This window comes from Klebsiella sp. M5al, from assembly GCF_002090195.1.
GTDB lineage: Bacteria > Pseudomonadota > Gammaproteobacteria > Enterobacterales > Enterobacteriaceae > Klebsiella > Klebsiella grimontii.
In genome coordinates, this window is record NZ_CP020657.1 from 946,779 (window position 1) to 973,676 (window position 26,898).

Genomic DNA, 26,898 nt, shown 5'->3' on the forward strand with positions numbered 1-26,898 from the left:
TCCGTTACTGGTGGGTGACGACGATTAAGCGCAGCGCATCAAGACGCCAGCCTGCCTGAGCCAGCGCGTCCATCACCTGCTGACGGTTGCTCTCGATAGCTGCCAGTTCATCATCGCGGATGTTCGGGTTCACGGCGCGCAGCGCTTCAAGGCGCGACAGCTCGGCCGTCAGCTTGTCGTCGGCTTCTTTACGCGCGGCGTCGATCAGCGCCTGGGCCGCTTTGGCGACCTGGCCTTCGCCCTGCTGTAAAATCGCGTGGACGTCCTGCTGGACGGCGTTAACCAGCTTGCTGCCGGTGTGGCGGTTAACCGCGCTCAGCTGACGGTTAAAGCTTTCGAACTCCACCTGACCGGCGAGGTTGTTGCCGTTTTTGTCGAGCAGCATGCGCACCGGCGTCGGCGGCAGGAAGCGGTTGAGCTGCAGATGCTTCGGCGCCTGTGCTTCAACGACGTAAATCAGCTCCAGCAGCAGGGTTCCCACCGGCAGCGCTTTGTTCTTCAGCAGCGAAATGGTGCTGCTGCCGGTATCGCCGGAGAGGATCAGATCCAGACCGTTGATAATCAGCGGATGCTCCCAGGTGATGAACTGTGCGTCTTCGCGGGACAGGGCGACATCACGCTCAAAGGTAATAGTGCAGCCATCTTCCGGCAGACCCGGGAAATCCGGAACCAGCATATGGTCGGAGGGGGTCAGGACAATCAGGTTTTCACCGCGATCGTCCTGGTTGATGCCGACGATATCAAACAGGTTCATGGAGAAGGCGATCAGGCTGGTGTCGTCATCCTGTTCTTCAATGCTTTCCGCAAGCTGCTGGGCTTTTTCACCGCCGTTGGAGTGGATCTCCAGCAGGCGGTCGCGGCCCTGCTCCAGCTGCGCTTTCAGCGCGTCATGCTGCTGGCGGCAGGCTTTGATCAGCTCGTCGAAGCCGTCGGTATTTTCCGGGGCGGCGAGATAGTTAATCAGTTCGTTATGCACGCTGTCGTAAACGGTACGGCCGGTCGGGCAGGTATGCTCGAACGCGTCCAGACCTTCGTGATACCAGCGTACCAGCACCGACTGGGCGGTTCTCTCCAGATAGGGAACGTGGATCTGAATATCGTGAGCCTGGCCGATACGGTCAAGACGGCCGATACGCTGCTCCAGCAGATCCGGGTTGAACGGCAGATCGAACATCACCAGATTGCTGGCGAACTGGAAGTTACGGCCTTCTGAGCCGATTTCAGAACACAGCAGCACCTGCGCGCCGGTATCTTCTTCGGCAAACCAGGCGGCGGCGCGGTCGCGTTCAATAATCGACATCCCTTCGTGGAACACCGCGGCGCGAATACCTTCGCGTTCGCGCAGGACCTGCTCCAGCTGCAGCGCGGTGGCCGCTTTGGCGCAGATGACCAGCACTTTTTGCGAACGGTGGCTGGTGAGATGGCCCATCAGCCACTCAACGCGCGGGTCGAAGTTCCACCAGGTGCCGGTGTCGCCTTCAAACTCTTGATAAATCTGCTCCGGATAGAGCATATCGCGGGCGCGCTCTTCGGCGGTTTTACGGGCGCCCATAATCCCGGAAACCTTGATAGCCGTCTGGTACTGGGTCGGCAGCGGCAGGCGAATCGTGTGCAGCTCGCGTTTCGGGAAGCCTTTCACGCCGTTACGCGTGTTGCGGAACAGTACGCGGCTGGTGCCGTGACGGTCCATCAGCATGGAGACCAGCTCCTGGCGCGCGGCCTGGGCATCATCGCGATCGCTGTTGGCCGCCTGCAAGAGCGGTTCGATATCCTGTTCGCCTATCAGATCGCTCAGCGCGTTCAGCTCGGCGTCGTTCAGCTTATTCCCGGCCAGCAGCAGGGCGACGGCGTCGGCAACCGGACGGTAGTTCTGCTGCTCTTCAACAAACTGAGCGAAATCATGGAAACGGTTAGGGTCGAGCAGGCGCAGGCGGGCGAAGTGGCTCTCCATCCCGAGCTGTTCCGGCGTCGCGGTGAGCAGCAGAATGCCCGGCACGCGCTCGGCCAGCTGTTCAATAGCCTGATATTCGCGGCTTGGCGCGTCTTCGCTCCACACCAGATGGTGCGCTTCATCGACGACCATCAGGTCCCATTCGGCATCGCACAGGTGCTCCAGGCGCTGCTTGCTGCGGCGCACGAAGTCCAGCGAGCAGATAACCAGCTGTTCGGTTTCGAACGGGTTAATGGCGTCGTGCTGCGCTTCGGCGTAGCGCTCATCGTCAAACAGCGAAAAGCGCAGGTTAAAGCGGCGCAGCATTTCCACCAGCCATTGGTGCTGCAGGGTTTCCGGAACGACGATCAGGACGCGTTCGGCAGCGCCGGAGAGCAGCTGCTGATGCAGGATCATCCCGGCTTCAATGGTTTTACCTAAACCCACTTCGTCCGCCAGCAGGACGCGCGGCGCGTGGCGGCGGCCAACGTCGTGAGCGATATTCAGCTGATGCGGGATCAGGCTGGTGCGCTGGCCGCGCAGGCCGCTCCACGGCATGCGGTACTGTTCGCTCTGAAATTTGCGCGCGCGATAGCGCAGGGCGAAACGGTCCATGCGGTCGATCTGCCCGGCGAACAGACGGTCCTGCGGTTTGCTGAAGACCAGTTTGCTGTCGAGCAGCACTTCACGCAGGGTGACGTTGGCTTCCTGGGTATCGAGGCGGGTACCGGTGTAGGCCAGCAGACCGTTCTCTTCATTAACTTCGTCAACCTGGAGCTGCCAGCCTTCATGGCTGGTGATGGTATCGCCCGGGTTGAACATCACGCGGGTGATCGGGGAGTCGTTGCGTGCGTACAGACGGTTTTCGCCGATGGCGGGGAAAAGCAGAGTCACCATGCGCGCGTCCAGCGCAACGACCGTCCCTAATCCCAGTTCGCTCTCTGTGTCGCTAATCCAGCGTTGACCAAGTGTAAAAGGCATATATGTTCGGCTCTTTAGTTCTTTGATTGCAGGCAATAGTTGATCATCTCCATGGAGAATCGGAGATACGTCAAAATTGGGTCCAGGAATGGAAAGGGCGCTATATTACTGGATGGCGGAACGTTCGTCACGTCCTCCTCACCCTTCATTTTACGGCTTTTGCGCCAGCGGAATGGGTGAGGAAAAATCAAAATAGCCCCAGTTGTCCCGTCACTATTGTAGCAAAATCGTCGTCGACAAAGGGAAGTATTCCTTCGGCGACCGGCTCTAATTGCTTAGAAAGGTAGTGTTCATAATCCAGCGGCGATTGCTGATAGTCCACCGGCTCCGGCCCGCCGGTGGTCCAGACGTATTTAATGCTGCCGCGCTGCTGATACTGCTGCGGCCTGCCCAGCCTGACGTTTTGCTCATCAGCGAGCCTGGCCGCGCGCACGTGCGGCGGCACGTTGCGCTGATACTCCGCCAGCGGACGGCGCAGGCGTTTGCGGTAGACCAGCCGATCGTCAAGCTCGCCGTTCATCAGCTTATCGATGGTTTCGCGTACGTAATCGCGATAGGGCTGATGACGGAAAATGCGCAGATAAAGCTCCTGCTGAAACTGCTGGGCCAGCGGCGTCCAGTCGGTGCGCACCGTTTCCAGGCCTTTAAACACCATGCGCTGCTCATCCGCTTCCTGAATCATTCCGGCATAGCGTTTTTTACTGCCGGTATCCGCGCCGCGGATGGTGGGCATGAGAAAGCGGCAGAAGTGGGTTTCAAACTCCAGCTCCAGGGTGCTGGCCAGCCCATCTTTAGCGAGCTCCGCCGCCCACCATTCGTTGACGAAGGCCACCAGCGAGCGGCCGATGCTGCTGGCTTCCTCATCGCTGTGGGCCCGCTTGAGCCACACGAAGGTGGAGTCGGTATCGCCGTAGATAACGTCGTAGCCCTGGGATTCAATCAGCGCTTTGGTCTGGCGCATAATCGCGTGGCCGCGCATGGTGATGGAGGAGGCCAGACGGGGATCGAAAAAGCGGCAGGCGCTGGTGCCGAGCACGCCGTAGAAGGCGTTCATAATGATCTTCAGCGCCTGCGACAGCGGCTTGTTTTTATGCTGCTTAGCCTCGTCGCGCCCGTGCCAGATCTGCCCGACAATCCCCGGCAGGCAGTGTTTTTCTCGCGAGAAGCGCGCGCCAAGAAAGCCTTCGGTGCTGTGAGCGTCATCGGGATGCGCTAGCCCTTCAACCAGCCCCACCGGATCGATCAGGAAGGTGCGGATAATCGACGGATACAGGCTTTTGTAGTCCAGCACCAGTACCGAGTCGTACAGGCCGGGGCGCGAGTCCATCACGTAGCCGCCGGGGCTGGCCTGCGGCGGTACTGCGCCAAGGTTCGGCGCAACGTAGCCGAGCCGGTGCATGCGCGGGAAATAGAGATGGCTGAAGGCGGCGACCGAACCGCCGTGGCGATCCGCTGGCAGGCCGTTGACCGTCGCGCGCTCCAGTAAAAAGGGCATGATCTCGGTTTTATGGAAGATGCGCGTAACCAGCTCGCAGTCCTGCAGGTTGTATGTCGCCAGCGCCGGTTTATCGTGATGAAAACGGCGGTCGATTTCATCCATCCGATCCCAGGGGTTATCGATGGCTTTGCCCTCGCCGAGCAGTTCGCGGGCGACCGATTCCAGGGCAAAAGAGGAGAAATTCCAGAACGCGGATTTCAGCGCCTCGATGCCGTCGATAATCAGTCGGCCATTGGCCTGAGCAAAGAAGACGCCATTTTTAAAACCGTGCTCGCGCCACTCCAGTTCGCTGTTGCCGCGCCCGAGCATCAGCGGGATGCGATAGCGCTCAGCGTGCTTTTGCAGAACGCGTAAATCGAACTGCACCACGTTCCAGCCGATCAGCACGTCCGGGTCGTGAGCGGCAAACCAGGCGTTAAGCTTTTCCAGCAGCAGCGGGCGGCTGGCGACGTACTCCAGCGTGAAATCGACGGCAGGCGGGGTGGCGGGCTCCGGACCTAACATATAGACGACCCGCTGGCCGCAGCCTTCAAGGCCGATGCAGTAGAGCTCGCCGTGGCGGCTGGTTTCGATATCCAGCGAAACCCATTTCAGCGGCGGGCGGTAGTGGGGGTTGGGCTTCATTCGCGCGTTGACCAGCTGCTGGCCGCGCGCCTCGCCTTCCACCCACACCGGGGCGGTAATAAAGCGCTCCATCAGATAGCGCTCCGGCGGGCGGATGTCGCCTTCATATACCGTGACGCCGTTTTCACGCAGCTTTTTTTCCAGCCGCATCAGCTGGCGGTGAGCGCGGCAGTAAAGGCCAAAAACCGGCTGGCGATGAAAATCTTGCAGATTGAGCGCAGCAAGGCGATGGCCGTTTTCCCCCTGCAGCAGGCGTTCAACCTGCGGACGCTGGGATTCGGCAATGAACGCTACGGATTCCTGCGGCGGCAGCGTAACCTCAAGCGGGCCGTCATCGGTCGCCAGCCAGAAAGTCAGTTCGGTGCCCTGTGGGGTATCCCGCCAGTGACGGGTGAGTAAAAAACCTGCTCGTGGCTGCGTCACGCCGTGCTCTCATGAGTGAAAACCAGGCCTGATTATAGCCTGGTTCACGGAATGATGCTGGGGTTTTATACAGGTATAGTCCGGAGGTTGGGTTGCGCGCTGTTTCCCGGATTGCGGCGTAAACGCCTTAGCCGGGCTACCCGGCTACCCGTCCCGCAGACGGCTGTGCACCTGTAGCCCGACTAAGCGCAGCGCGAGCCGGGAAACCGTGGCGCTACTGCCCGTAATAGGCTTTCGCGCCGTGCTTGCGCAAATAGTGTTTATCCAGCAGCGTTTGCTGCATCTCCGGCAGCTGCGGCGCCAGCTGGCGGCAGAAGATGCCCATATAGGCGATCTCTTCCAGCACGATAGCGTTATGCACCGCGTCTTCGGCGTTTTTCCCCCAGGCAAACGGGCCGTGCGAGTGCACCAGCACGCCGGGCATTTGCGCTGGATCGATGCCTTTTTCACGGAAGGTTTCGACGATCACCGCGCCGGTTTCCCATTCGTACTCGCCGTTGATCTCCTCGTCGGTCATCAGACGGGTACAGGGGACCGCGCCGTAGAAGTAGTCGGCGTGGGTGGTGCCGGTGGCGGGAATCGACTGTCCGGCCTGCGCCCAGATGGTGGCGTGACGCGAATGGGTATGAACAATGCCGCCCAGCGTCGGGAATGCCTGATACAGCAGGCGGTGGGTTGGGGTATCCGAAGAGGGTTTTTTCTGGCCTTCAACCACTTCGCCGGTCTCCAGGCTGACCACCACCATATCTTCGGCGCGCATTACGCTGTAGTCGACGCCGGAGGGTTTAATTACCAGCACCCCCCGTTCACGGTCGACGGCGCTGACGTTGCCCCAGGTGAGGGTAACCAGATTGTGCTTAGGCAGGGCCAGGTTGGCTTCGAGAACCTGGCGTTTGAGATCTTCTAACATACTGTGCTCCGAATTGCTGGCGAGTCAGTTCCCCTCACCCTTTCCCCTGGGGAGAGGGTGAGGGGGCGGTCTCTTAGCGTTTTGAACCGTAATACACTTCGTTCCAGCGCAGCGCATCCTTGAAGGAGGGCAGACGGGTTTCGTTATCAATCACGGTCAGCTCGATATCCTGCAGCTCAGCAAACTGGCGCATATCGTCGAGGGTCAGCGCATGGCTGAAGACGGTGTGGTGCGCGCCGCCGGCGATGATCCAGGCTTCGGACGCGGTGCGCAGATCCGGATGCGCTTTCCACAGGGCGTTGGCGACCGGCAGTTTCGGCAGCTCGTGCGGCGTTTTCACCGTCTCAATGGTGTTCACCAGCAGACGATAGCGATCGCCGAGATCGATCAGGCTGGCAACGATCGCCGGGCCGGTCTGGGTGTTGAAGATGATGCGCGCCGGATCGGCTTTACCGCCGATGCCCAGAGGCTGGACGTCGAGAATCGGTTTCTCCGCGGTGGCGATGGTCGGGCAGACTTCCAGCATATGCGAGCCCAGCGCCAGATCGTTGCCTTTCTCGAAGTGATAGGTGTAATCCTCCATAAAAGAGGTGCCGCCCTGCAGACCAGTTGCCATCACCTTCATGATGCGAAGCAGAGCGGCGGTTTTCCAGTCGCCCTCGCCCGCAAAGCCGTAGCCCTGCTGCATCAGACGCTGCACGGCGAGACCCGGAAGCTGTTTCAGGCCGTGTAAATCTTCAAAGGTAGTGGTAAACGCGTGGAAGCCGCCCTGTTCCAGGAAGCGCTTCATCCCCAGCTCAATGCGCGCGGCGTCGAGGAGGTTCTGCCGCTTATCGCCGTGGATTTGCACCGCGGGCGTCAGACGATAGCTGCTTTCATACTCATCAATCAGCGCGCTGATTTCGCCGTCGCTGACCGCATTGACGACCTGTACCAGATCGCCCACCGCCCAGGTGTTAACCGAGAAGCCAAACTTGATCTGCGCGGCGACTTTATCCCCGTCGGTCACCGCCACTTCGCGCATGTTATCGCCGAAGCGGCAGACTTTCAGGTGGCGGGTATCTTGTTTAGAGACCGCCTGGCGCATCCACGCGCCGATGCGCTGATGCGCTTCTTTATCCTGCCAGTGGCCGGTCACCACGCTGTGCTGCTGACGCATGCGGGCGCCGATGAAGCCGAACTCGCGGCCGCCGTGCGCGGTCTGGTTCAGGTTCATAAAGTCCATATCGATGCTGTCCCACGGCAGGGCCGCGTTGAACTGGGTATGGAACTGCATCAGCGGTTTGTTGAGGATCGTGAGGCCGTTAATCCACATTTTCGCCGGTGAGAAGGTATGCAGCCACACCACCATCCCGGCGCACTTGTCATCGTAATTGGCGTCGCGGCAGATATGGGTGATCTCATCCGGGGTAGTCCCCAGCGGCTTAAGCACCAGTTTGCACGGCAGTTTGGCTTCCGCATTCAGGCTGTTCACCACATGTTCTGCGTGCTTCGTAACCTGACGTAGCGCTTCAGGGCCATACAGATGCTGGCTACCGATGACGAACCACACTTCATAATTATTAAAAATAGTCATTTTTATATCCTTAATGGGTGAGAGCTGCCTGCGATTGCGGCGCGGTTTCCGCCTTTGCAGTCGAAGGAAGATAACGTTGTTCCGCGCTAAGCGACCACTGCTGGTAGCGCTGGTAGAGTTGTTCGAAGCGTTGCGCCTGGGCCGGGCGGGGCTGCAGGGTACTTTCCACCTGGCTGGCCATGTTTTCCTGCGCGGCGGGGATATCGCGATATACGCCCGCGGCGACGGCGGCGAAGATAGCCGCGCCCAGCGCGCAGCACTGATCGGAGGCGACGATTTGCAGCGGGCGATTCAGCACATCGCAGCAGGCCTGCATGATCACCGGGTTTTTCCGCGCGATGCCGCCGAGCGCCATCACGTTATTGACCGGGATACCCTGGTCGGTGAAGCACTCCATAATGGCGCGGGCGCCGAAGGCGGTGGCGGCAATCAGCCCGCCGAACAGCGCCGGGGCGTCGGTGGCGAGGTTGAGATCGGTAATGACCCCTTTTAGACGCTGGTTGGCATTCGGCGTACGGCGGCCGTTAAACCAGTCCAGCACCACCGGCAGGTGGTCGAGAGACGGGTTTTTCGCCCAGGCGTCGGTCAGCGCGGGCAGCAGCTGTTTCTGGCTGGCTTTGATCTGCTCTTTGAGTTCCGGGTGGGCCTGCGCCAGCTGCTCCAGCGGCCAGCCGAGGATGCGGCCAAACCAGGCGTAGATGTCGCCAAACGCGGATTGCCCCGCTTCCATACCGATAAAGTCAGGCACAACGCTACCGTCGACCTGGCCGCAAATACCCTTCACCGTACGCTCGCCGACGCTCTGTTTATCGGCGATCAGAATGTCGCAGGTGGAGGTGCCGATCACTTTGACCAGCGCGTTTGGCTGCGCACCGGCGCCGACGGCGCCCATATGGCAGTCGAAAGCGCCGCCGGAGATGGCGACGGTTTGCGGCAGGCCCAGGCGCGCGGCCCACTCGGCGGTCAGGGTGCCGACCGGGACATCCGCAGTCCAGGTCTCGCTGAACATCGGATAGGCCAGATTCTGGTTAATAATCGGGTCGAGTTCATCGAAGAAACCGGCTGGCGGCAGGCCGCCCCAGCTTTCGTGCCACAGCGATTTATGCCCGGCGCTGCAGCGGCCGCGACGAATATCCTGCGGGCGGGTGGTACCGGAAAGCAGTGCGGGTACCCAGTCGCATAGCTCAATCCACGACGCGGCGGCTTCGGCGACGGCGCTATCCTGGCGGGTAACGTGGAGGATTTTGGCCCAGAACCATTCGCTGGAGTAGATACCGCCGATATAGCGGGAGTAATCCTCTTTGCCCGGCTGGTGGCAGAGGCGGGTAATCTCCTCCGCTTCTTCCACCGAGGTGTGGTCTTTCCACAGGACGAACATGGCGTTGGGGTTGCTGGCGAATTCGTCGCGCAGCGCCAGGACGTTGCCGTCGGCGTCGATGGGCGCGGGGGTTGAGCCGGTGCTATCCACGCCGATACCCACCACGGCAGCGCGCTGTTCGGCGCTAAGGGATGCGAGGACGCTTTTCAGCGCGGCTTCCATCGATTCGATATAGTCGCGTGGATGATGGCGGAACTGGTTGTTCGGGCCATCGCAGAATAGCCCCTCCTGCCAGCGCGGATACCACTCGACGCTTGCGGCGAGCTCTTCGCCCGTTGCGCACTCTACCGCCAGGGCGCGTACTGAATCACTGCCAAAATCGAGGCCAATCGCAATTGCCATGCTGTTACTCCATGCTAAAAATCATTCATGGTGAAACAGTAGATATCTGGGCTGAAAACCGTCAGGCTGTATTCGCTAATCTTATGGACTATATTGCTGTGACGTCGCAAAGTGTGACGCCGTGCAAATATTCAATGTGGACTTTCCTGCCGTCTTTATAGACACTTCAGTTATGCGCTAAAAGCGCCTGAATTGTGCGCTGTGCTCAGTTTTTGCCGAGAGGCGGCGGGTTTTAATTCAATTTATAACCCGCGTCGCAGCACGCGCTGTCAGCCAGAGGATAAAATGCAAGGTATGGACAATTGGTGTCCTTAATGTCTCCAGGAGAGCAGAGTTTATGGCCGAAACGCAAAACGATCCTTTGTTGCCGGGTTACTCTTTTAACGCCCATCTGGTGACGGGCCTGACGCCGATTGACGCCGATGGCTATCTGGATTTCTTTATTGACCGTCCGCTGGGGATGAAAGGCTATATCCTGAACCTGACGATTCGCGGCGAAGGGGTGATCAATAACCACGGGGAGCAGTTTATCTGCCGGCCCGGCGATATGCTGCTGTTTCCGCCGGGAGAGATTCACCATTATGGTCGTCACCCCGATGCTCGCGAGTGGTATCACCAGTGGGTCTATTTCCGGCCGCGCGCCTACTGGCATGAATGGCTAAACTGGCCGACGATTTTCGCCCAGACCGGTTTTTTTCGCCCGGATGAGCAGTGGCAGACGCGCTTTGGCGAACTGTTCGGGCAGATTGTGGAAGCCGGGCAGGGGGCCGGGCGTTACTCCGAACTGCTGGCGATCAATCTCATGGAACAGCTGCTGCTCAGGCGCATGGAGGCCATCAACGAATCGCTGCATCCGCCGCTGGATAACCGGGTGCGCGATGCCTGCCAGTACATCAGCGACCATCTGGCGGACAGCCATTTTGATATCGCCAGCGTCGCCCAGCACGTGTGCCTGTCGCCGTCGCGCCTGTCGCATCTGTTCCGCCAGCAGCTGGGGATCAGCGTGCTGGGGTGGCGGGAGGATCAGCGCATTAGCCAGGCCAAGCTGCTGCTGAGCACCACGCGGATGCCGATCGCCACCGTTGGCCGTAACGTCGGTTTTGAGGATCAGCTCTACTTTTCGCGCGTATTTAAGAAGTGTACCGGCGCCAGCCCGAGCGAGTTTCGCGCCGGGTGTGAATAAAAAGTAAAGAAAGTGAAATGATAGCCCGGGTTATTAACACAGCCAGTAAACTATACAAACAAATGATGGCTTGACGAAGTATTAACGGCTCCGGAGAATCCGTGCTTCGTTTTTAAACCGGGTACATTATGCAAGCATTGCTGGAACACTTTATTACTCAATCTACGGTCTATTCCCTGATAGCCGTTCTGCTGGTCGCCTTCCTCGAGTCGCTGGCGCTGGTGGGGCTTATCTTACCGGGAACGGTGATGATGGCCGGATTGGGGGCGCTGATCGGCAGCGGCGAGGTTAACTTCTGGCAGGCGTGGCTGGCGGGGATTATCGGCTGTTTGCTCGGTGACTGGATTTCGTTCTGGCTGGGCTGGCGCTTCAAAAAGCCGCTGCACCGCTGGTCTTTTTTGAAGAAAAATAAAGCGCTGCTGGATAAAACCGAACATGCGCTGCATCAGCACAGCATGTTGACCATTCTGATTGGCCGATTTGTCGGGCCGACGCGCCCGCTGGTGCCGATGGTCGCCGGAATGCTCGATCTGCCGGTCGCGAAATTCATCCCGCCCAATATCATTGGCTGCCTGCTGTGGCCGCCGCTCTACTTCTTACCGGGGATCCTCGCCGGGGCGGCCATTGATATCCCGGCCGATGAGAATAGCGCCAGCTTTAAGTGGCTGCTGCTGGGCGCGGCGCTGCTGGCGTGGCTGGCGGCGTGGCTGTGCTGGCGGCTGTGGCGCAGCGCTAAAAATTCCGCCGATCGGTTAACCCGCTTTCTGCCGCGTTCGCGTCTGCTGTGGCTCGCTCCGCTTTCGCTGTGTGCCGCCGGGGCCGCGCTGGTTTTCGCCTTCCGCCATCCGCTGATGCCGGTCTATCTCGAGATCCTGCAGAAGGTTATTTTGCGCTAATGCCCAGCAGCGCCGAGGCGCTGCTGTTGCCGCTGAGCAGCGAGGCGGTGTCGCCATCCCAGGCGATTCGTCCCTCGGCCACAACTATCGACCGCGGCGCGATGCGCGCCGCATCTTCCACGCTGTGCGATACCATTAATAGCGTCAGCCGCTGCTGCTGGCAGACGTCGGCAACCAGCGCCAGCATCTCCTGGCGCAGCGCGGGGTCGAGCGCCGAGAAGGGCTCATCCAGCAGCAGCACCGGCTGCTTGCGTACCAGACAGCGCGCCAGCGCCGCGCGCTGACGCTGGCCGCCGGAAAGCTCGCCCGGCAGCCGTTCTAACATCGCATCGATCCCCATCTGTTCGGCGATGGCCCGCAAATGGGCGGTTTGTTCCGCGTTCAGCTTGAGCCCCGGATGCATTCCCAGAGCAATGTTCTGGCGGATGGTGAGGTGGTTAAACAGGTTATTTTCCTGAAACAGCATCGATACCGGACGACGCGCGGGCGGCGTGTGGGTATGAGGCTGGCCGTCGATGTCGATACTGCCGCTGGCAGGCGGCAGAAAACCGGCAATCAGGTTCAGCAGCGTGCTTTTCCCGGCGCCGCTGGGGCCAAGCACCGCGATGCGTTCTCCGCGTTCGACGGCAAGCGTAAAACGCATCGGCAGATGCTGGTAAAGCCAGGTCACATCATTCAGTTTTAGCATCGCGCCCCGGAAGTTTTTCAATCACGCTAAAGAGTAAAAAGCACAGCAGCAGGAGCAGAAGGGCGGTCACGGCGCCGTCCTGGCTACGATAAGAGCCGATCTGCTGATACAGGTAGAACGGCAGGGTACGAAAATCTTCGTTACCGAACAGCGCCACCACGCCGAAGTCGCCAATCGACAGCACGCAGGCGAAGGCCAGCGCCTGGGCCAGCGGGCGCTTTAACGCGCGAAGCTCAACCACCCTGAGACGGGTAAAGCCGTGCATCCCCAGCGACTGGCAGAGGGTACCGTAGCGGGCGGCGATATCGCGCATCGGGTTCTCCAGCACCTTCAGCGCGTAGGGGATCGCCATCAGCGCATTGGTAAAAATCACGATACCGTCGGCGGACTCGGGCAGGCCCACGCTGTTATTGAGCAGCAGGAAGAAGCCGGTGGCCAGCACGATGCCCGGCATGGCGAGGATCAGCATCCCGCTTAGCTCCAGCGCCTGCCCGGCCAGCGGGCGACGGCGGGCGCGAAGCTCGCGGCTGCTCCATAGCAGCATCATGGTCAGGATAACGCTCAAGAGTCCGGCGGCAAGCGCGATGCGCAGCGACGTCCCGAGCGCCTGCCACAGCGCGGGCTGATGCAGCACGCGAAACAGATTGCTGTTCAGACCGTCGAGTATCACCGCCAGCAGCGGCGGCAGCAGTAGCAGCAGCGCTGCGGTAATCAACGCAAAGTCGCTTAATCGACTGTGCAGGCGATCGTCGGGATCGCGCCAGCCGTGAATGTTGCTGGCCCCGATGGCGAGGGCTTTGCTCAGCCGTTGGCTAAGCAGCACCAGCCCAAGGCAGCAGATCATCTGGATCAGCGCCAGCATCGCCGCGCGGCCCGGGTCGTAGTCGAAATTAAGGGCCTGGTAAATCGCCAGTTCGATGGTGGTTGCCCGCGGGCCGCCGCCCAGCGACAGCACGGTCGCAAAGCTGGCGAAACAGAGCATAAAGATCAGCGCCGCGACCGGAGCAATTTGCCGGCGCAGCCACGGCCACTCAACCAGGCGGAAGAAGACGTAGCCGCGCATGCCGAGCTGGGCGGCGATTTGCCGCTGCTCGCCGGGGATATTTTCCAGCGTTTGCAGCAGCAGGCGCGTGGCCATCGGCATATTAAAGAATACGTGCGCCAGCAGGATCCCCTGCAGCCCGTAGGGCGAGAACGACCACTGCCAGCCGAAAGCGTTAAATAATTCGGCCAGCCAGCCCTGACGGCCGTAGACGCTGAGGATGCCGAAGACCGCCACCAGCACCGGCAGAATTAAGGTCATTGCGCAAAGGCGCAGCAGCAGCGTTCGCCCGGGGAATCGACGCCGATAGAGGGCGCGGGCGAGAAATATCGCCGGCAGCACCGAAAAAAGCGCCGAAAGAAAGGCCTGCCAGAAAGAGAAGCGTACGACGTGCCAGAGATAGCTATCGCCGATCAGCACGCCCCAGGCCGCTTCCGGCGCGCTGAACCACAGCGCCAGAAAGGCGGCCAGCGCCACGACGACCAGAATGATGGCCGCCGTGACTCCCGGCAGGAGCCAGCCGAAAGCTAGCGGCTGACGGCGCGTTGCCATGCGCTGATCCAGTTCTGGCGTTCGGCGGCCACCTGCTGCGGGGTAAATTCGAGGGTCGTTTGCGGTTTCATCAGCGCGTCAAAGCCCGCCGGAAGCGCAACCTGGGTGACCGGATACATCCAGTTGCCGGTCGGGATCGCGTTCTGGAAGCCCGGCGAGACCATAAATTTGAGGAATTTTTCCGCCAGCTCCGGCTGCTTGCTGGCCGCGGTGCGGGCGGCGACTTCAACCTGTAAATAGTGACCTTCCGCGAAGTTCGCCGCGGCGTAGTTATCTTTCTTCTCTTCAATAATATGGTAGGCCGGGGAGGTGGTATAGCTCAGCACCAAATCGCTCTCGCCTTTCAGGAACAGGCCGTAGGCTTCGCTCCAGCCTTTGGTGACGGTGACGGTTTTCGCCGCCAGCTTCTGCCAGGCTTCCGGCGCTTTATCGCCGTACACTTTTTGCATCCACAGCAGCAGCCCCAGACCCGGCGTGCTGGTACGCGGATCTTCATAAATCACCCGCCATTTTTGCTCGCCCTCAACCAGCTCTTTCAGGCTTTTCGGCGGATTTTTCAGCTTGTTTTTATCGTAAACAAAAGCGAAGTAGCCGTAATCGAACGGGACGAAGGTGTCGTTGTCCCAGCCGCCGGGTACGCTGACCGCGCTGGCCGGTACGCCGCTTTTGGCGAACAGTTTGCTCTGCGAGGCGGCTTCCAGCAGGTTGTTATCCAGCCCAAGCACCACGTCGGCTTTGCTGTTTTTGCCTTCCATGCGCAGACGATTGAGCAGCGAGACGCCGTCTTCCAGCGCCACGAACTTCAGTTCGCAGCCGCAGTCGGCTTCAAAGGCTTTTTTAACCGCCGGGCCAGGGCCCCAGTCGGCGGAGAACGAGTCGTAGGTATAAACGGTGAGTAGCGGTTTGGCAAAAACGGGCGCGGCGACCAGCGCCAGCAGCGGGAGTAATTTTTTCAACACTTTGCACCTCAGAAAAAGGGGGGGCAAAGGATTTTGAGTGGGCCTCAAATCCCTTCGCCGGCGTTATCCGGATCAGGTTCGACGGGTATTTTCTCAGCCATAATTCAGCACCCCGTTGAGAACGGCAGTTAGTGTAATGATTTTGTCAGCGGACTGAAAGCATTACGGTTCCGGCGGCGCGAACCACGCGGATTTAAAGTCAAACCAGCCGAGCGTGTTCATGCGTACGCCGCGCATACTGCGCTGCCCCTGGATCATCAGCCAGTGGTGGATGAGCGGCACCACGGTTTGATTGGCCAGCAGCTGCTGGCTCCAGGTGGCGGGGTTAAGCTCTCCCGCGCGCCAGCGGCTTGCGTCTTCCTCCCAGTCGATGGGAATACAGTTGCGAATTAGCGGGACTTCATACAGCCAGGCAAACAGGGAAAAATCGATCGGCAAGGTAAAGTTGGCGCTGTTAAGCCACACGTCGCTGACCGCTTCACCGCGGTGCCACTCCTGGTATTCCAGTTCCTGAATCTCCAGCTTAACCTGATGCTCGGCCAGCAGCGTCGCCATGATCCCGCCGATCACGCGATGCTCGACGTGGTCCTGGTAGTAGGTCAGCCTGACCGTTTCCAGGCCCGGCGGTTTTTCGCAGGCGTGGCTGCGCGCGTGATGCCAGCGGGGCAGCAGACCATAGGCCGGGAACCAGTTTCCCTGATAGTGCTCGCCGGCGTGGTAGAGCAGGCTGGCGGGCTGGAACAGATAGCTTAACCACTGGCGTACCGCCGCGTTGGCGCCGAGCGGGCTGCGGGCGTCGAACAGCAGGTAATAACAACCCTCTTCCAGACGGCTTTCTACCGCTTTCTCGCTTTGCGTGGTGCCCTGTAACGTTAACCCGCCGTTGGGCTCTTCGCTGATTTCCGGCAGGACCCAGACGTTCACTTCATCGATCAGCGCCCGGTAGCCGAAATAGTCGTCAAAGGCGTGAATTTTGAGCTGGTTCTGGTTATTGCGCACCACCGAGTAGGGCCCGGTGCCGACGGGGATGCTGGAGAAATTGTCCATCGACTGCCACTCGTGCGGCAGGATCATGGCCGGTACCTGGCTTAACAACCACGGTAGCCAGCGGTCGGGTTGGCTGAGATGAATGTCGAGAGTCCAGGCGGTAGGGGAGTCGATACGCTCGATATGAGAAAACAGCGGCAGCGCGTTGCTGCGCTGCAGGGAGGTGATGACATCCTCCATCTCCAGTTCGCGACCATGATGAAAATGAATCCCCGGACGCAGGAAAAAGCGCCAGTGGGTCGGGGTGATCTGCTGCCAATGGTGAGCAATATCGGCCTCCAGTTCCCCATTTTCCTCATTTACCCGGGTGAGAGCGCTAAAAATCTGCCGGGCGATATGGGTTTCCGAGCGGCGCAGCGCGCTGCCGGGCAGCAAATTTTTCATCGGCCGGTAGTAGAGCACGCGCAGGATATGCCGACCCTGGCGAAAGCTGCGGCCTAAATGGGAAACCAGCATTTGCCGGACGGCGGCTTTATCGCCCACCAGCTGTACCAGCTGATCGATTCTGTCCTGCTCCAGCAGATCTTCCGCCCTCTGCTGCTGCAGCGCGAGACCGGTATAGAGAAAAGCGAGCCGGGAACGCTTGCCGCGTCCGGCCTCCGCCTCCCAGGTCAGCCAGCCGCGCGCCTCCATCATGTTGAGTAAGGTACGCATATGACGACGCGAGCAGCTTAGCATCTCTGCCAGTTCATTCAGCGTTGTCTCCTGCGACTTGCCATCGCAGCACTGCCACAGGCGGATGAACTGCTGTTGTAAACGACCGGAAGACATAAAAGGGGAACTCCTGATAAAAACTCAGCAATTTATTACTTCCTATATTAAGGCAATAATCCACGTCGATGAAGCGAGGAGGTGGATATGATGAGGTCAACCGCAAAACAGTTCTACCAATGCTACTTTTCTGCGACGCAGGATGCGTCCTGGATGGCCCGCCTGATGGCAGAAAGACAGCAGGAAATTCTCGGTGAACTGATGCAGTGGGGAGTTACGTCGCAGACCTCTGAACATTGACTTGCAGACATCATGTGTGACTGAGTATTGGTGTTATACTCGTCGTCTTTCAAGCTGCAGGTGCGTTGGCTGCGCCCGCTCGCCCGGGTCACATAGTTATCTATGTTCCCAGGGACTTACGTTCTGGCCGCCTGCCCGCAACTCGAAATCCATAGAGTATAGAATCACCCGCCAGCAGAAAACTTCTGCTGGCTTTTTTCGTTTTCTTCTTCGCGTGTTTAAGGATATTTCATGCTGTGGTTAATGACGATGGGGCGTCGGCTTAACGGCGTTTACGCCGCTTTTATGCTTGTCGCTTTCATGATGGGGATCGCAGGCGCGCTGCAGGCGCCGACGCTCAGCTTATTTCTTAGCCGCGAAGTCGGTGCGCAGCCTTTCTGGGTGGGGCTGTTCTATACCGTTAACGCCATTGCCGGGATTCTGGTCAGCCTGGCGCTGGCTAAACGCTCCGATAGTCGAGGCGATCGTCGACGGCTGATTATGTTTTGCTGCCTGATGGCGGTGGGAAACGCGCTGCTGTTTGCGTTCAATCGCCACTATCTGACGCTGATTACCTGCGGGGTTATGCTGGCCTCCGTGGCGAATGCCGCGATGCCGCAGCTCTTCGCTCTGGCGCGGGAATATGCCGATAGCTCGGCGCGCGAAGTGGTGATGTTCAGTTCGATAATGCGTGCGCAGCTCTCGCTAGCGTGGGTCATTGGCCCACCGCTGGCTTTTATGCTGGCGCTGAATTATGGCTTCACCACCATGTTCTCCATTGCCGCCGGGATCTTTGTCATTAGCCTGGCGCTGATCGCTTTTAAGCTACCGTCGGTCGCCCGCGTTGAACAACCCTCGGAAGGGGCCGAAGTGCTGGTGCAGGCCGGAGGGTGGCACGATAAAAACGTGCGGATGCTGTTTATCGCCTCCACGCTGATGTGGACCTGCAATACCATGTATATCATTGATATGCCTCTTTGGATCAGCAGCGATCTTGGCCTGCCGGACAGCCTTGCTGGGATCCTGATGGGCACCGCTGCCGGGCTGGAGATCCCGGCGATGATTCTGGCGGGCTACTACGTTAAGCGCTGGGGCAAGCGCAATATGATGGTGACGGCGGTTGCGGCGGGTGTGCTGTTTTATATCGGCCTGATTCTGTTTCACGACCGGGTTGCGCTGCTGATTTTACAGCTGTTTAATGCCGTCTTTATCGGCATTGTGGCCGGGATTGGCATGCTGTGGTTTCAGGATCTGATGCCCGGAAGGGCGGGGGCCGCGACGACGCTGTTTACCAACAGTATTTCCACCGGAGTCATTCTGGCCGGGGTCATTCAGGGCGCGCTGTCGCAAAGCTATGGCCACGCCAGCGTCTACTGGACGATTGCCGCGATTTCCCTGGTGACGCTGTTTATGACCAGCAGGGTGAAAGATATCTAAGCGTTTTCATTGCCCCGGCAGGAAGCCGGGGCAATGTCTGGGCCGGTTATTTCAATTCAATTCTTTTGATATCACCGATAATAAAAATATAGGCGATAACGCCAATTATTGCGGTTAAACCGATATAAATTAGCGCGTAGAAAAAATTTCCAGTCATTGATATGATGACGCCAATAATTAATGGGGTGATAATTGACGCCATATTTGCGCAGAAGTTGAAGATCCCGCCGGTCAGGCCGCCCATATTTTTTGGTGCAATATCAGAAATAAGCGTCCAGCCGAGACCGACCATCCCCTGGCCGAAAAAAGCTACCGACATGATAATAATCACTGCGGTATTACTGTCGACCCAGTTAGCAAGGATGATGCAGCTCGAAAGCAGCAGTCCGGAAATAATAGGCAGCTTCCTGCTAATATTAACCGACTGGGTTTTCTTTAATATTTTATCGGATGCCCAGCCGCCGAAAAATATCCCGATAGCGGCGGCCAGGAACGGCCAGGAGGCGAAGAAACCCACGTGTAGCCACGGTAAGTGGCGTTCGTTGGCCAGATAAGTCGGGAACCATGTCAGGAAGAACACCAGCGTGGTGTTACCGGCAAATTGCCCAAGACTGGCGCCAATGATTTGTCGGCAGCAGAGTAGACGCTTCGCATCCGGCCAGTTGAAAGGGATGTTTTCATTGGCGGCAGCCGTATTTTCTACGCCGATATACTCCAGCTCTGCTTTATTTGCCGTTTTTGATTGATGCGGTTCGTGATAAAACTTCCACCATACAAAAGTAAACGCGATGCCCAGACCGCCGGTCAGAATAAATAACGTTCGCCAGCCATGATGTTCAAGAATTAAAAAAAGTAGCGGGGAGAATGCGGCCAGGCCAATATATTCACCGACGGTGTAAGTTGCCGTCGCGCGAGCGCGTTCATGCTGGGGGAACCATTTACTGACGACCCGGCTATTAACCGGGAAGCAGGGGGCTTCGCTGATACCTAAGCCTAAACGCAGCAGCAGCAGAGACTTTAGCCCGACAGAAAAACTTTGTAATAAGGTAAAGGTTGACCAGAAGAAAATAGCAAGCGCGTAGGTCAGTTTATTGCCAAAGCGATCTAAAAACATCCCGCCGGGAATTTGTGCCAGCGCGTAGGTCCAGGCGAAAGCAGAAAAAACGATCCCCATCATCGCCGGGTCAATATGTATTTCGCTTGTTAACTTGGGAGCAACAATACCTAAAATAGTACGATCGAGATAATTTATCATCGTCCCTATCGATAGTAACATTAAAATTACAATTCGCGTTTTAGTTCGCTTCTGCGCGGCCGACGGCAAAATCGGCCGTTCCTGAGCATCGATCGTCCTCATAGTGATTTCCTTTAAAGTTTAAAATATTTTTGCATGTATTTATGCATGCAGAAATATTCTGCTTAAGTATTGACTCTATCGATGAGAAGTCATGCTTTGTTACGTAAAACAATATTTGATATAACGCCGGTATTTCTCCGTTTCGGCTCATCATAGATGGCTTGTATGGTATATTAGGGGCATTAGTTTTATTCTTATATTATACGAGCAAAAATAATGAACCTAAAGCAACTTTATTATTTTAAGCGGCTGGCAGAAACCGAGCACTACACTGAAGCCGCCTCCAGCCTTTTTATCACTCAACCCTCGCTGAGCCATGCCATATCTGAACTGGAGAAAGAGCTGGGCGTGGCGCTATTCGCCAGGCAGGGGCGCAATATCAAGATTACGCAGAACGGTAAGCGCTTTCTTCCCTACGTGGAAGATGCGCTGGCCTCGTTAGAAAATGGCCGCATGACGTTGCAAAAAAATAGCGCAGAGAACAAAGAGAATATACGCATCGCGTTTATTTATACCATGGGAGAGTATGTTGTTCCGCAGTTAATTAATAAGTATTCACTTTCACCATCTCGTCACAATGTGACATTTTCCTTTACGCAGGGTACGTCGTTAACGCTTCTGCAGGAACTCAAGGCCGGGAAAAGCGATCTGGCTATTTGTTCTTATATTGCGGATGAACCGGATATTGATTTTATTCCTATTATTCAGCAAGAACTGGTGGTGGTGACGGCAAAAGATCACCCTCTGGCCAGGCTCTATGAAAATGAAGTCGACCTGGTGGAGACAATCCACTACCCCTATATCTATTTTTCAGAAAATAGCGGTCTGCGACCTTTTATTGATAACGTGTTTATGCAGCAAAAACTGGTGCCGGATATTGCCTGCTACGTTGATGAGGATACGGCGATGGCGGGGCTGGTCAGTATTGATTATGGGATTGCGATTATGCCGCGAATTTCCGCGCTCTCGTATTACAACGTGCATATCCTGACGATCAAAAATGCGATTCCTCCACGTTATATCTACCTGGCAACGATGAAAGAGCGGGTACTTTCTCCAGCTATTCAGTCATTTAAAGATGTCATTATTAATGACAGTCAAAAAATCCGCTAGCATGATGCCCGGAGGAAGACCTCCGGGCGATGTTTTATCAGGAAAGGATATCCATCAGTTCACGCAGTTGGGTAATGGCAATTTGTCCCGGCGCAGAAGCCTGGCCTACGGTCCCGAAGGTCATCGCTGAACCGAACAAACGGCCGGTTACCCGGCTGACGCCGCCGGATTTACCCATCGACATGGTGATTAACGGTCGAGTGGCGTACTTCTCTTTCATGGTCAGCGTTGCCGAGAGCAGCGTCAGGACATCCTGCGGCGACTGCGGCATAACCGCGATCTTCGGCAGGTCAGCGCCGAGATCCTGCATGCGGCGCAGGCGGTAGATGATATCTTCCTGGGCCGGCGTTTTATGGAAATCATGATTGCTCATGATGACCTTTACGCCAGCAGCATGGGCATCATTCACCAGCGAGCGAATTTGCGCTTCGTCGTTAAACAGCTCGATATCAATCACGTCGGTCAGACCGCTGACGGCCGCCTGGCGATTTAGCTCAAAGTAGGCTTCATCGCTGATTTCCGTTTCGCCACCCTCTTTTTTGCTGCGGAAGGTGAACAGCAGCGGGATCGCATCCAGCAGCTGGCGAATTTCACCCAGCGCCAGCAGGACCTGCTCAATTTCCCTGACCTGGGTGAAGTGATCGACGCGCCATTCGATAATGTCAGCTCCGGCGGTAGCCAGCGCGCGAGCGTTGGTCTGCAGCTCGGCAAGCGTTTTACCGATCAGCGGTACGCAAATTAAGGTTTCCCCTTCCTGGAAGGTGATGTTTTTTACTGTTACTGCTTGAGTCATGTTGGTATCCATTATTCTTTTTGTCATTGACCATCAGGCGGTTGCTGCAACATGGGATGTTCTGGCAGCGGCGCGAACCTGAAGCTGACGATAACCGATGTACAGGGCGATCACAAAGCCGACGATAGCGATCAGGAGATCGAACCACATAATGCTGGCGATACCTATCTTCGATAGTTTTGCCGTGATCAGCGGGATCGTAAAGCTGGCCAGACTGCCTGCGGTATAAAAGATCCCGGTGGCTTTGCCTTTCCCGTTCGGGAAGCTCATGGCCATGATGGTCGCGCCTATCTGCAGTACGCCGCCGGCGGCGGAGAAACCGATGATAAAGGCGAAGCCGGTAACCACCATTGGCGTCGGGAACAGGCAAACGATCAGCAATGCAATCATCGACAGGAAGGTGTAGACGATCATGGCGACGGCTGAACTAAATACCTCTTTGACAAAGGCGGCGGTGACGAATACGCACGTCAGGGAACCCGCAGTATAGACGCTCAGGAGTTTAATTGCCGACTCGTGAGGAATACCGGCAACGAACTCGCCATACTGCGCTAGCCACTGGCTGACCAGATAAAACGTCGCCATACCGATATAGCCGTACAGGGTAAAGATAACCATATCCAGTTTACTGGAGTCCGCCTGTGGGGCAGCGGCGGCAGCCGGCGATTTTTCTGCGCTCTCCTTTTTCGCCCGATGGTCCGGGAACGGCATTTTTATCAGGTAGACGGCGCTCAGGAGCATCAATGCCGCAGCGATAATAAACGACCATCCGTACCACATATTCGCCCAAATCAGCAGGCTGATAATGAACGGCAGCAGGAACTGCCCGGCAGAGACAAAGGCCTTAATCAGCACATTTGCGCGGCTGGCGGAGTTTGGGAAAGATTCCATCAGCGCCGGGTAGGTACCGGAGTCGAGGAAGCTGTTCGCCAGTCCCGCCATAATGCCGCAGCAGTAGGCCAGATAGATATTTTTCGTCAGCAGAATACCGAGAAAGAACACCACATAGCTGGCAATCCCGAGATAGATAAAGGGTTTACGGCCAAAACGATCGGACAGGAATCCGGTGACGATCGTGGCGAGCTTGCCAATCCCGAGCGACGAAATGACGATGGAGACGCCGGCCGCGTCGGTTCCCCACTGTTCCTGCAGATTCGCCATATTGAGGGTAATTAATAGCACCCCCATGCCGTGGATCAGGTAGTTTAGATAGAGCCCAGCTGCCGTTGGGACATATGGATTTTTCATCGCGCCCATCCTTAGAACAGGATACTTTTGATGTGTTCAACCGGCATTTCTTTGCCTGTCCAGATTTCAAAAGCGCGCGCGCCTTGCCAGAGCATCATCCCCAGACCGTTGATGGTGCGGCAGCCTTTTTTCTCGGCCACTTCCAGCAGATAGGTTTTGCGCGGGTTATAGACCACGTCAGACACGATCAGGTCCGGGCGCAGGAAGCTGTCGTCAGGCAGCAGCATCTGGCCTTCAAACGGTTTCATGCCCACGCCGGTGGCGTTGGTGAGAATGACGCTGCTGTCGATTTCCGCGCGCAGTTTGTCATGGTCGTCCAGATCGAACAGGTGGATCTCGCAGCGGGTGTTGTTACGGATTTTGGCGACGGTCTGTTCTGCATTGGCGAAGAATTTATCTTTGCGGTTGAAGATGGAGATCGCTTTGACGCCGTCCAGCGCGGCCTGTACGCAGAGGGCGGTTGCCGCGCCGCCGGCGCCCAGCACGGTCATCTTTTTGCCGATGATGTCGATGCCTTCTTCTTTGAGCGCGCGCATATATCCAGTGCCATCGGTGATGTGGCCGGTCAGTACGCCATTGTCGTTCACCACGGTATTCACCGCGCCAACCAGCTCTGCAGCCGGAGAGAGTTTGTCCAGATACTGGCAAATCTCCGTTTTGTTCGGCATCGAGACGTTACAGCCGCGCAGTTTTAACGCGCGAAAGCCCTGTACCACATCTTTCAGCTCTTCATTACCCACTTCGAACGCCAGGTAAACATAGTCCAGCCCCAGATGGGCAAAAGCTTCGTTGTGCATGGTCGGTGACATGCTGTGACGAATCGGGGTCGCAATCAGGCCAATCAGCTCGGTGTGTCCGGTAATACGTTCTGCCATGATAAAATCCTCAATATGTTAGAAATGGAATTTTTGTCGATTCGCGGTTGCCGAGAGCCCCCATATCTTCGAGGGTATCCAGCACGTTGCGCCCTTCGCGCACGCCATCAATAATTCGCCGGGCCATCAGGCTGTCGCCGATGTTCATTATTTTTACGTTATTGGCTCTGGCCCATTGCTCAATCTCATTGAGACCGGCGGTGTTGGCGCGCATTCCCAGGCAGACGAAGCCGTAATCAAAAGGAATGTCGAAGGCGCCATCCGCATTTTTAACGGTGAAATGCGTTGGGGTGACGGCAACCAGCTGCGTGCGCATGTGCTGTTCCACGTGATGTTCATCGAGCATGGTCAACATGGCATTTTTAGTAATGATGTCCAGATCGCGTCCCGGCGCGTCCTGCATCTCGATAAGCACGGCGCTGGCACCGCGCGCGGAGAAGTATTCAATAACGTCCAGACCCACGGCGCCCGCGCCGACGACGGCGATGCGTTTACCCGTTGCATCGGCAAACTGGTCCAGATGATGAATCATGTTGGTAATGGAGAAGACGTTGCCGCCTTCGACATCGATGTTTTCACGCAGCCCTTCAATCGGCGGCAGCAGGGGAACTGAACCGGTGGCGTTGACGATTAAATTCGGGCGCAAAGCGGAAACGGACGCCACGGTGGCGCGCTTGCCGACCTGCAGCATCAGGTTATCGAGGGAGGCGATACGGTTTTTCATAAACTGCGGAAAATCAGCGATACGCTTTTTCTCCGGCAGCAGGGAGATCTCACTGGCCAGCCCGCCGATGCTGTGTTTTTCTTCCAGCAGCCAGGTATGGCAGCCGACTTCAGCCGCGGTGCATGCGGCTTCCATTCCCGCCGTACCCGCGCCGATAACCACGACGTTGGTATCACGGATCACGCGCTGCTGTTTGTAAGCGTCGCCGTGGATGATATCCGGGTTGATCGAGCAGCGCAGAGGGCGCGAGCGGGCGATACGGTGATCCGCGCAGCCAATGTTGCAGGAGATGCATTTCCGCATCAAACGTTCGTTACCGCTCTGAACTTTTTGCACCCACTCCGGCTCGGCGATCAGCCCGCGACCGATGGCAATCAGGTCGGCATCGCCGCTGGCGATAATATCTTCTGCGACTTTCGGGGTACGGATGTTGCCGGCAATCACCGTGGGTTTGTGGAATTTGTCACGTACCGCGCGGGAGAGGTAGCGCTTCCAGCCATCTTCCAGAGACATCTGGTCTATCTGGAAATTCAGGTTGTCGTTTTGCGCTGCGGAGACGTTGATAATATCTACTTTTTCCTCGCACAGTTCGAGGATCCGCAGTGAATCTTCGAGGGTATTCCCGCCCTCCAGGAAATCATCGGCGCTAATACGCAGGCTGACCGGGAAACGCGGACCTACGCAGGCGCGTACCTTATCGACGATTAAGGTTAATATTCTGGCGCGATTCTCTACGCTACCGCCAAATTCATCGGTGCGCTTATTAAACAGCGGTGATAAAAACTGACTAATTAAATAAGAGTGGCCGGCGTGAATTTCCACGCAGTCGAATCCGGCGCGGCGTACGCGTTCCGCGGCATCACCAAATTTATCGACGGCATGATAAATCTCGTCGTGCGTCATCGGACGGGGAATATTACCGTTCTTTTTGGACGGGGTGCTTGAAGAAGAAAGCGGCATTTCACCATTCAGGCGATACGCATAGGCTGAAGCGCCAGCGTGGTTTAATTGAATACCGACGCAGGCACCGTGTTTATGTAAGGTTTCGGTTAATTTGAACAGGCGCGGAATATATTGATCGTTATCGATACGCAGCTGCGTGGTGCCGTTAGAGGCGAAAGGAAAATCGATACAAATATTCTCGATAGTGATGAGTCCTGTGCCGCCCCGCGCGCGTAGCTCATAGTAGTCAATCTGTTCCTGGGTGACTTCACCGTTCAGGCTCGCCAGGTTGGTCCCCATCGGCGGCATGATGATGCGGTTTTTTATCGTCATTCCGTTAATGGTCAACGGGGAAAAAAGATGGGGGTAGTGGCTCATATGCTCTCTCCACTGGATGCCTGATGGCCGCTTACGGCGATTCTGGCCTGTCCAAAGTTAATATTTCTCTGTGGGGAAAGATAACGAGGGGTCTAATAGAAAAATAATGCTTTTTTTTGCGTGGAGCTATAGCGGGATTCTATGGGATTAACAATCAATTTACATATTCATGTTTTTATCTTAAATATTTCAATCGATTTTTTACTTGTACTTGTGGAATGACACAAAAAGAGTGGGGGAATGATTGAATAGATGCCCAATTGATAATGATTTATATTTTTTACGGATAAAAATTTGTTTTGCCAGGGCGACTAATATTGATATATGTGCGCCAGATCTCATTTTCGCCCGACGAAAAAAAGCCCGAAGCGAAGTTCGGGCTGAGTTATAAACTGCGGGTCGCCTTAATTCATAAAGGCCGGTTGTTTTTGCTCATAGGCTGAAATCGCTTCTTCGTGCTGCAGAGTCAGGCCGATGCTGTCCAGACCGTTAAGCATGCAGTGACGGCGGAAAGCGTCAATTTTAAAGCTATAGGATTTATCGCCAGCTTTAACCACCTCGGATTCCAGATCGACTTCAAATTTAATGCCGGGCTGAGAGTGGACCAGTTTAAACAGCTCATCGACCTGCGCTTCGCTCAGCGTGACCGGCAGCAGTTGATTGTTAAAGCTGTTGCCGTAGAAGATATCGGCGAAGCTGGGGGCGATAACGACTTTAAAGCCGTAATCGGTCAGCGCCCACGGTGCGTGCTCGCGCGAGGAGCCGCAGCCGAAGTTTTCCCGCGCCAGCAGGATAGAGGCGCCTTTATACTCCGGGAAGTTCAGCACGAATTCCGGGTTAGGCTGTTCGCCTTTGTCGTCCTGGAAGCGCCAGTCGTTAAACAGATGGGCGCCAAAACCGGTACGCGTGACTTTCTGCAGAAACTGCTTTGGAATAATTGCATCGGTATCGACGTTCGCGGCGTCCAGCGGAACCACCAGGCCGGTATGTTGGGTAAATTTCTCTGCCATGA

General features: G+C 56.9%; 20 protein-coding genes and 1 riboswitch. Of the genes, 5 read left to right on the forward strand and 15 right to left on the reverse strand.

The features are described 5' to 3' along the window. Positions 1-4: 4 nt before the first annotated feature. The 5 genes from rapA to araB form a co-directional block, all read right to left on the reverse strand. Positions 5-2,911, reverse strand: coding sequence for an RNA polymerase-associated protein RapA (gene rapA / locus BWI76_RS04570; protein WP_004128858.1), 2,907 nt, complete (start codon positions 2,909-2,911; stop codon positions 5-7). 187 nt (positions 2,912-3,098) lie between these two features. Further along, the gene (polB, locus tag BWI76_RS04575) at positions 3,099-5,456 is read right to left on the reverse strand and encodes a DNA polymerase II (protein ID WP_064371490.1); all 2,358 of its coding nucleotides are present in this window, start codon (positions 5,454-5,456) and stop codon (positions 3,099-3,101) included. A 214-nt stretch (positions 5,457-5,670) separates the two neighbouring features. After that, a complete protein-coding gene (araD, locus tag BWI76_RS04580) occupies positions 5,671-6,366 on the reverse strand; it encodes an L-ribulose-5-phosphate 4-epimerase (protein WP_004872223.1) in 696 nt (231 codons plus the stop codon). Between the two features lie 73 nt (positions 6,367-6,439). Further along, positions 6,440-7,942 carry an L-arabinose isomerase gene (gene araA / locus BWI76_RS04585; protein ID WP_004872220.1) on the reverse strand — a complete coding sequence of 501 codons (1,503 nt, stop codon included), beginning with the start codon at positions 7,940-7,942 and terminating at the stop codon, positions 6,440-6,442. A 10-nt stretch (positions 7,943-7,952) separates the two neighbouring features. Further along, positions 7,953-9,662 (reverse strand): ribulokinase, encoded by a 1,710-nt coding sequence (gene araB / locus BWI76_RS04590; protein WP_024360298.1) that lies wholly within the window; start codon positions 9,660-9,662, stop codon positions 7,953-7,955. A 337-nt stretch (positions 9,663-9,999) separates the two neighbouring features. Between araB and araC the strand changes: the two genes are divergently transcribed. Further along, on the forward strand, positions 10,000-10,845 hold the full coding sequence (gene araC, locus BWI76_RS04595) for an arabinose operon transcriptional regulator AraC (RefSeq protein WP_004128863.1): 846 nt from the start codon (positions 10,000-10,002) through the stop codon (positions 10,843-10,845). Between the two features lie 128 nt (positions 10,846-10,973). Continuing rightward, positions 10,974-11,741 (forward strand): DedA family protein, encoded by a 768-nt coding sequence (locus BWI76_RS04600; RefSeq protein ID WP_004872217.1) that lies wholly within the window; start codon positions 10,974-10,976, stop codon positions 11,739-11,741. Here the strand turns inward: BWI76_RS04600 and thiQ are convergent. The 4 genes from thiQ to sgrR all read right to left on the reverse strand — a co-directional run bounded on the left by thiQ (position 11,728) and on the right by sgrR (position 16,800). After that, positions 11,728-12,429 carry a thiamine ABC transporter ATP-binding protein ThiQ gene (thiQ, locus tag BWI76_RS04605; protein WP_004872215.1) on the reverse strand — a complete coding sequence of 234 codons (702 nt, stop codon included), beginning with the start codon at positions 12,427-12,429 and terminating at the stop codon, positions 11,728-11,730. The two genes, BWI76_RS04600 and thiQ, sit on opposite strands and share 14 nt — an antisense overlap. Further along, complete coding sequence (thiP, locus tag BWI76_RS04610; protein WP_004872213.1) at positions 12,413-14,023, reverse strand: thiamine/thiamine pyrophosphate ABC transporter permease ThiP; 1,611 nt, start codon at positions 14,021-14,023, stop codon at positions 12,413-12,415. The genes thiQ and thiP overlap by 17 nt, the downstream gene beginning before the upstream one ends. Then, positions 13,999-14,982, reverse strand: a complete 984-nt coding sequence (gene thiB / locus BWI76_RS04615; protein ID WP_004872211.1) for a thiamine ABC transporter substrate binding subunit — start codon at positions 14,980-14,982, stop codon at positions 13,999-14,001. The genes thiP and thiB overlap by 25 nt, the downstream gene beginning before the upstream one ends. A gap of 31 nt (positions 14,983-15,013) precedes the next feature. Beyond that, a riboswitch (TPP riboswitch) is annotated at positions 15,014-15,107 on the reverse strand. Positions 15,108-15,144: 37 nt separating this feature from the next. Continuing rightward, positions 15,145-16,800, reverse strand: coding sequence for an HTH-type transcriptional regulator SgrR (gene sgrR / locus BWI76_RS04620; protein ID WP_004872209.1), 1,656 nt, complete (start codon positions 16,798-16,800; stop codon positions 15,145-15,147). An 87-nt stretch (positions 16,801-16,887) separates the two neighbouring features. Between sgrR and sgrT the strand changes: the two genes are divergently transcribed. Beyond that, positions 16,888-17,040, forward strand: coding sequence for a glucose uptake inhibitor SgrT (sgrT, locus tag BWI76_RS04625; RefSeq protein ID WP_004872207.1), 153 nt, complete (start codon positions 16,888-16,890; stop codon positions 17,038-17,040). A gap of 231 nt (positions 17,041-17,271) precedes the next feature. Next, positions 17,272-18,456: a sugar efflux transporter gene (locus tag BWI76_RS04630; protein ID WP_004872206.1), complete on the forward strand. Its 1,185-nt coding sequence runs from the start codon at positions 17,272-17,274 to the stop codon at positions 18,454-18,456. Between the two features lie 46 nt (positions 18,457-18,502). Here BWI76_RS04630 and BWI76_RS04635 read toward each other — a convergent pair whose 3' ends face one another. Continuing rightward, the gene (locus BWI76_RS04635) at positions 18,503-19,813 is read right to left on the reverse strand and encodes an MFS transporter (RefSeq protein WP_004872204.1); all 1,311 of its coding nucleotides are present in this window, start codon (positions 19,811-19,813) and stop codon (positions 18,503-18,505) included. A gap of 216 nt (positions 19,814-20,029) precedes the next feature. On the opposite strand from BWI76_RS04635, the gene BWI76_RS04640 reads away from it, so the two are divergent. Beyond that, positions 20,030-20,926 carry a LysR family transcriptional regulator gene (locus BWI76_RS04640; RefSeq protein WP_004872203.1) on the forward strand — a complete coding sequence of 299 codons (897 nt, stop codon included), beginning with the start codon at positions 20,030-20,032 and terminating at the stop codon, positions 20,924-20,926. A 37-nt stretch (positions 20,927-20,963) separates the two neighbouring features. Here BWI76_RS04640 and aroD read toward each other — a convergent pair whose 3' ends face one another. The 5 genes from aroD to leuD form a co-directional block, all read right to left on the reverse strand. Further along, positions 20,964-21,719, reverse strand: coding sequence for a type I 3-dehydroquinate dehydratase (gene aroD, locus BWI76_RS04645; RefSeq protein WP_024360302.1), 756 nt, complete (start codon positions 21,717-21,719; stop codon positions 20,964-20,966). Positions 21,720-21,752: 33 nt separating this feature from the next. Then, positions 21,753-22,967 (reverse strand): MFS transporter, encoded by a 1,215-nt coding sequence (locus tag BWI76_RS04650; RefSeq protein ID WP_024360303.1) that lies wholly within the window; start codon positions 22,965-22,967, stop codon positions 21,753-21,755. 11 nt (positions 22,968-22,978) lie between these two features. Then, a complete protein-coding gene (locus BWI76_RS04655; RefSeq protein ID WP_024360304.1) occupies positions 22,979-23,842 on the reverse strand; it encodes a shikimate dehydrogenase in 864 nt (287 codons plus the stop codon). A gap of 10 nt (positions 23,843-23,852) precedes the next feature. After that, positions 23,853-25,886, reverse strand: a complete 2,034-nt coding sequence (locus BWI76_RS04660) for an FAD-dependent oxidoreductase (RefSeq protein ID WP_004872195.1) — start codon at positions 25,884-25,886, stop codon at positions 23,853-23,855. A 404-nt stretch (positions 25,887-26,290) separates the two neighbouring features. After that, positions 26,291-26,896, reverse strand: a complete 606-nt coding sequence (gene leuD, locus BWI76_RS04665; protein ID WP_004872194.1) for a 3-isopropylmalate dehydratase small subunit — start codon at positions 26,894-26,896, stop codon at positions 26,291-26,293. Positions 26,897-26,898 lie beyond the last annotated feature (2 nt).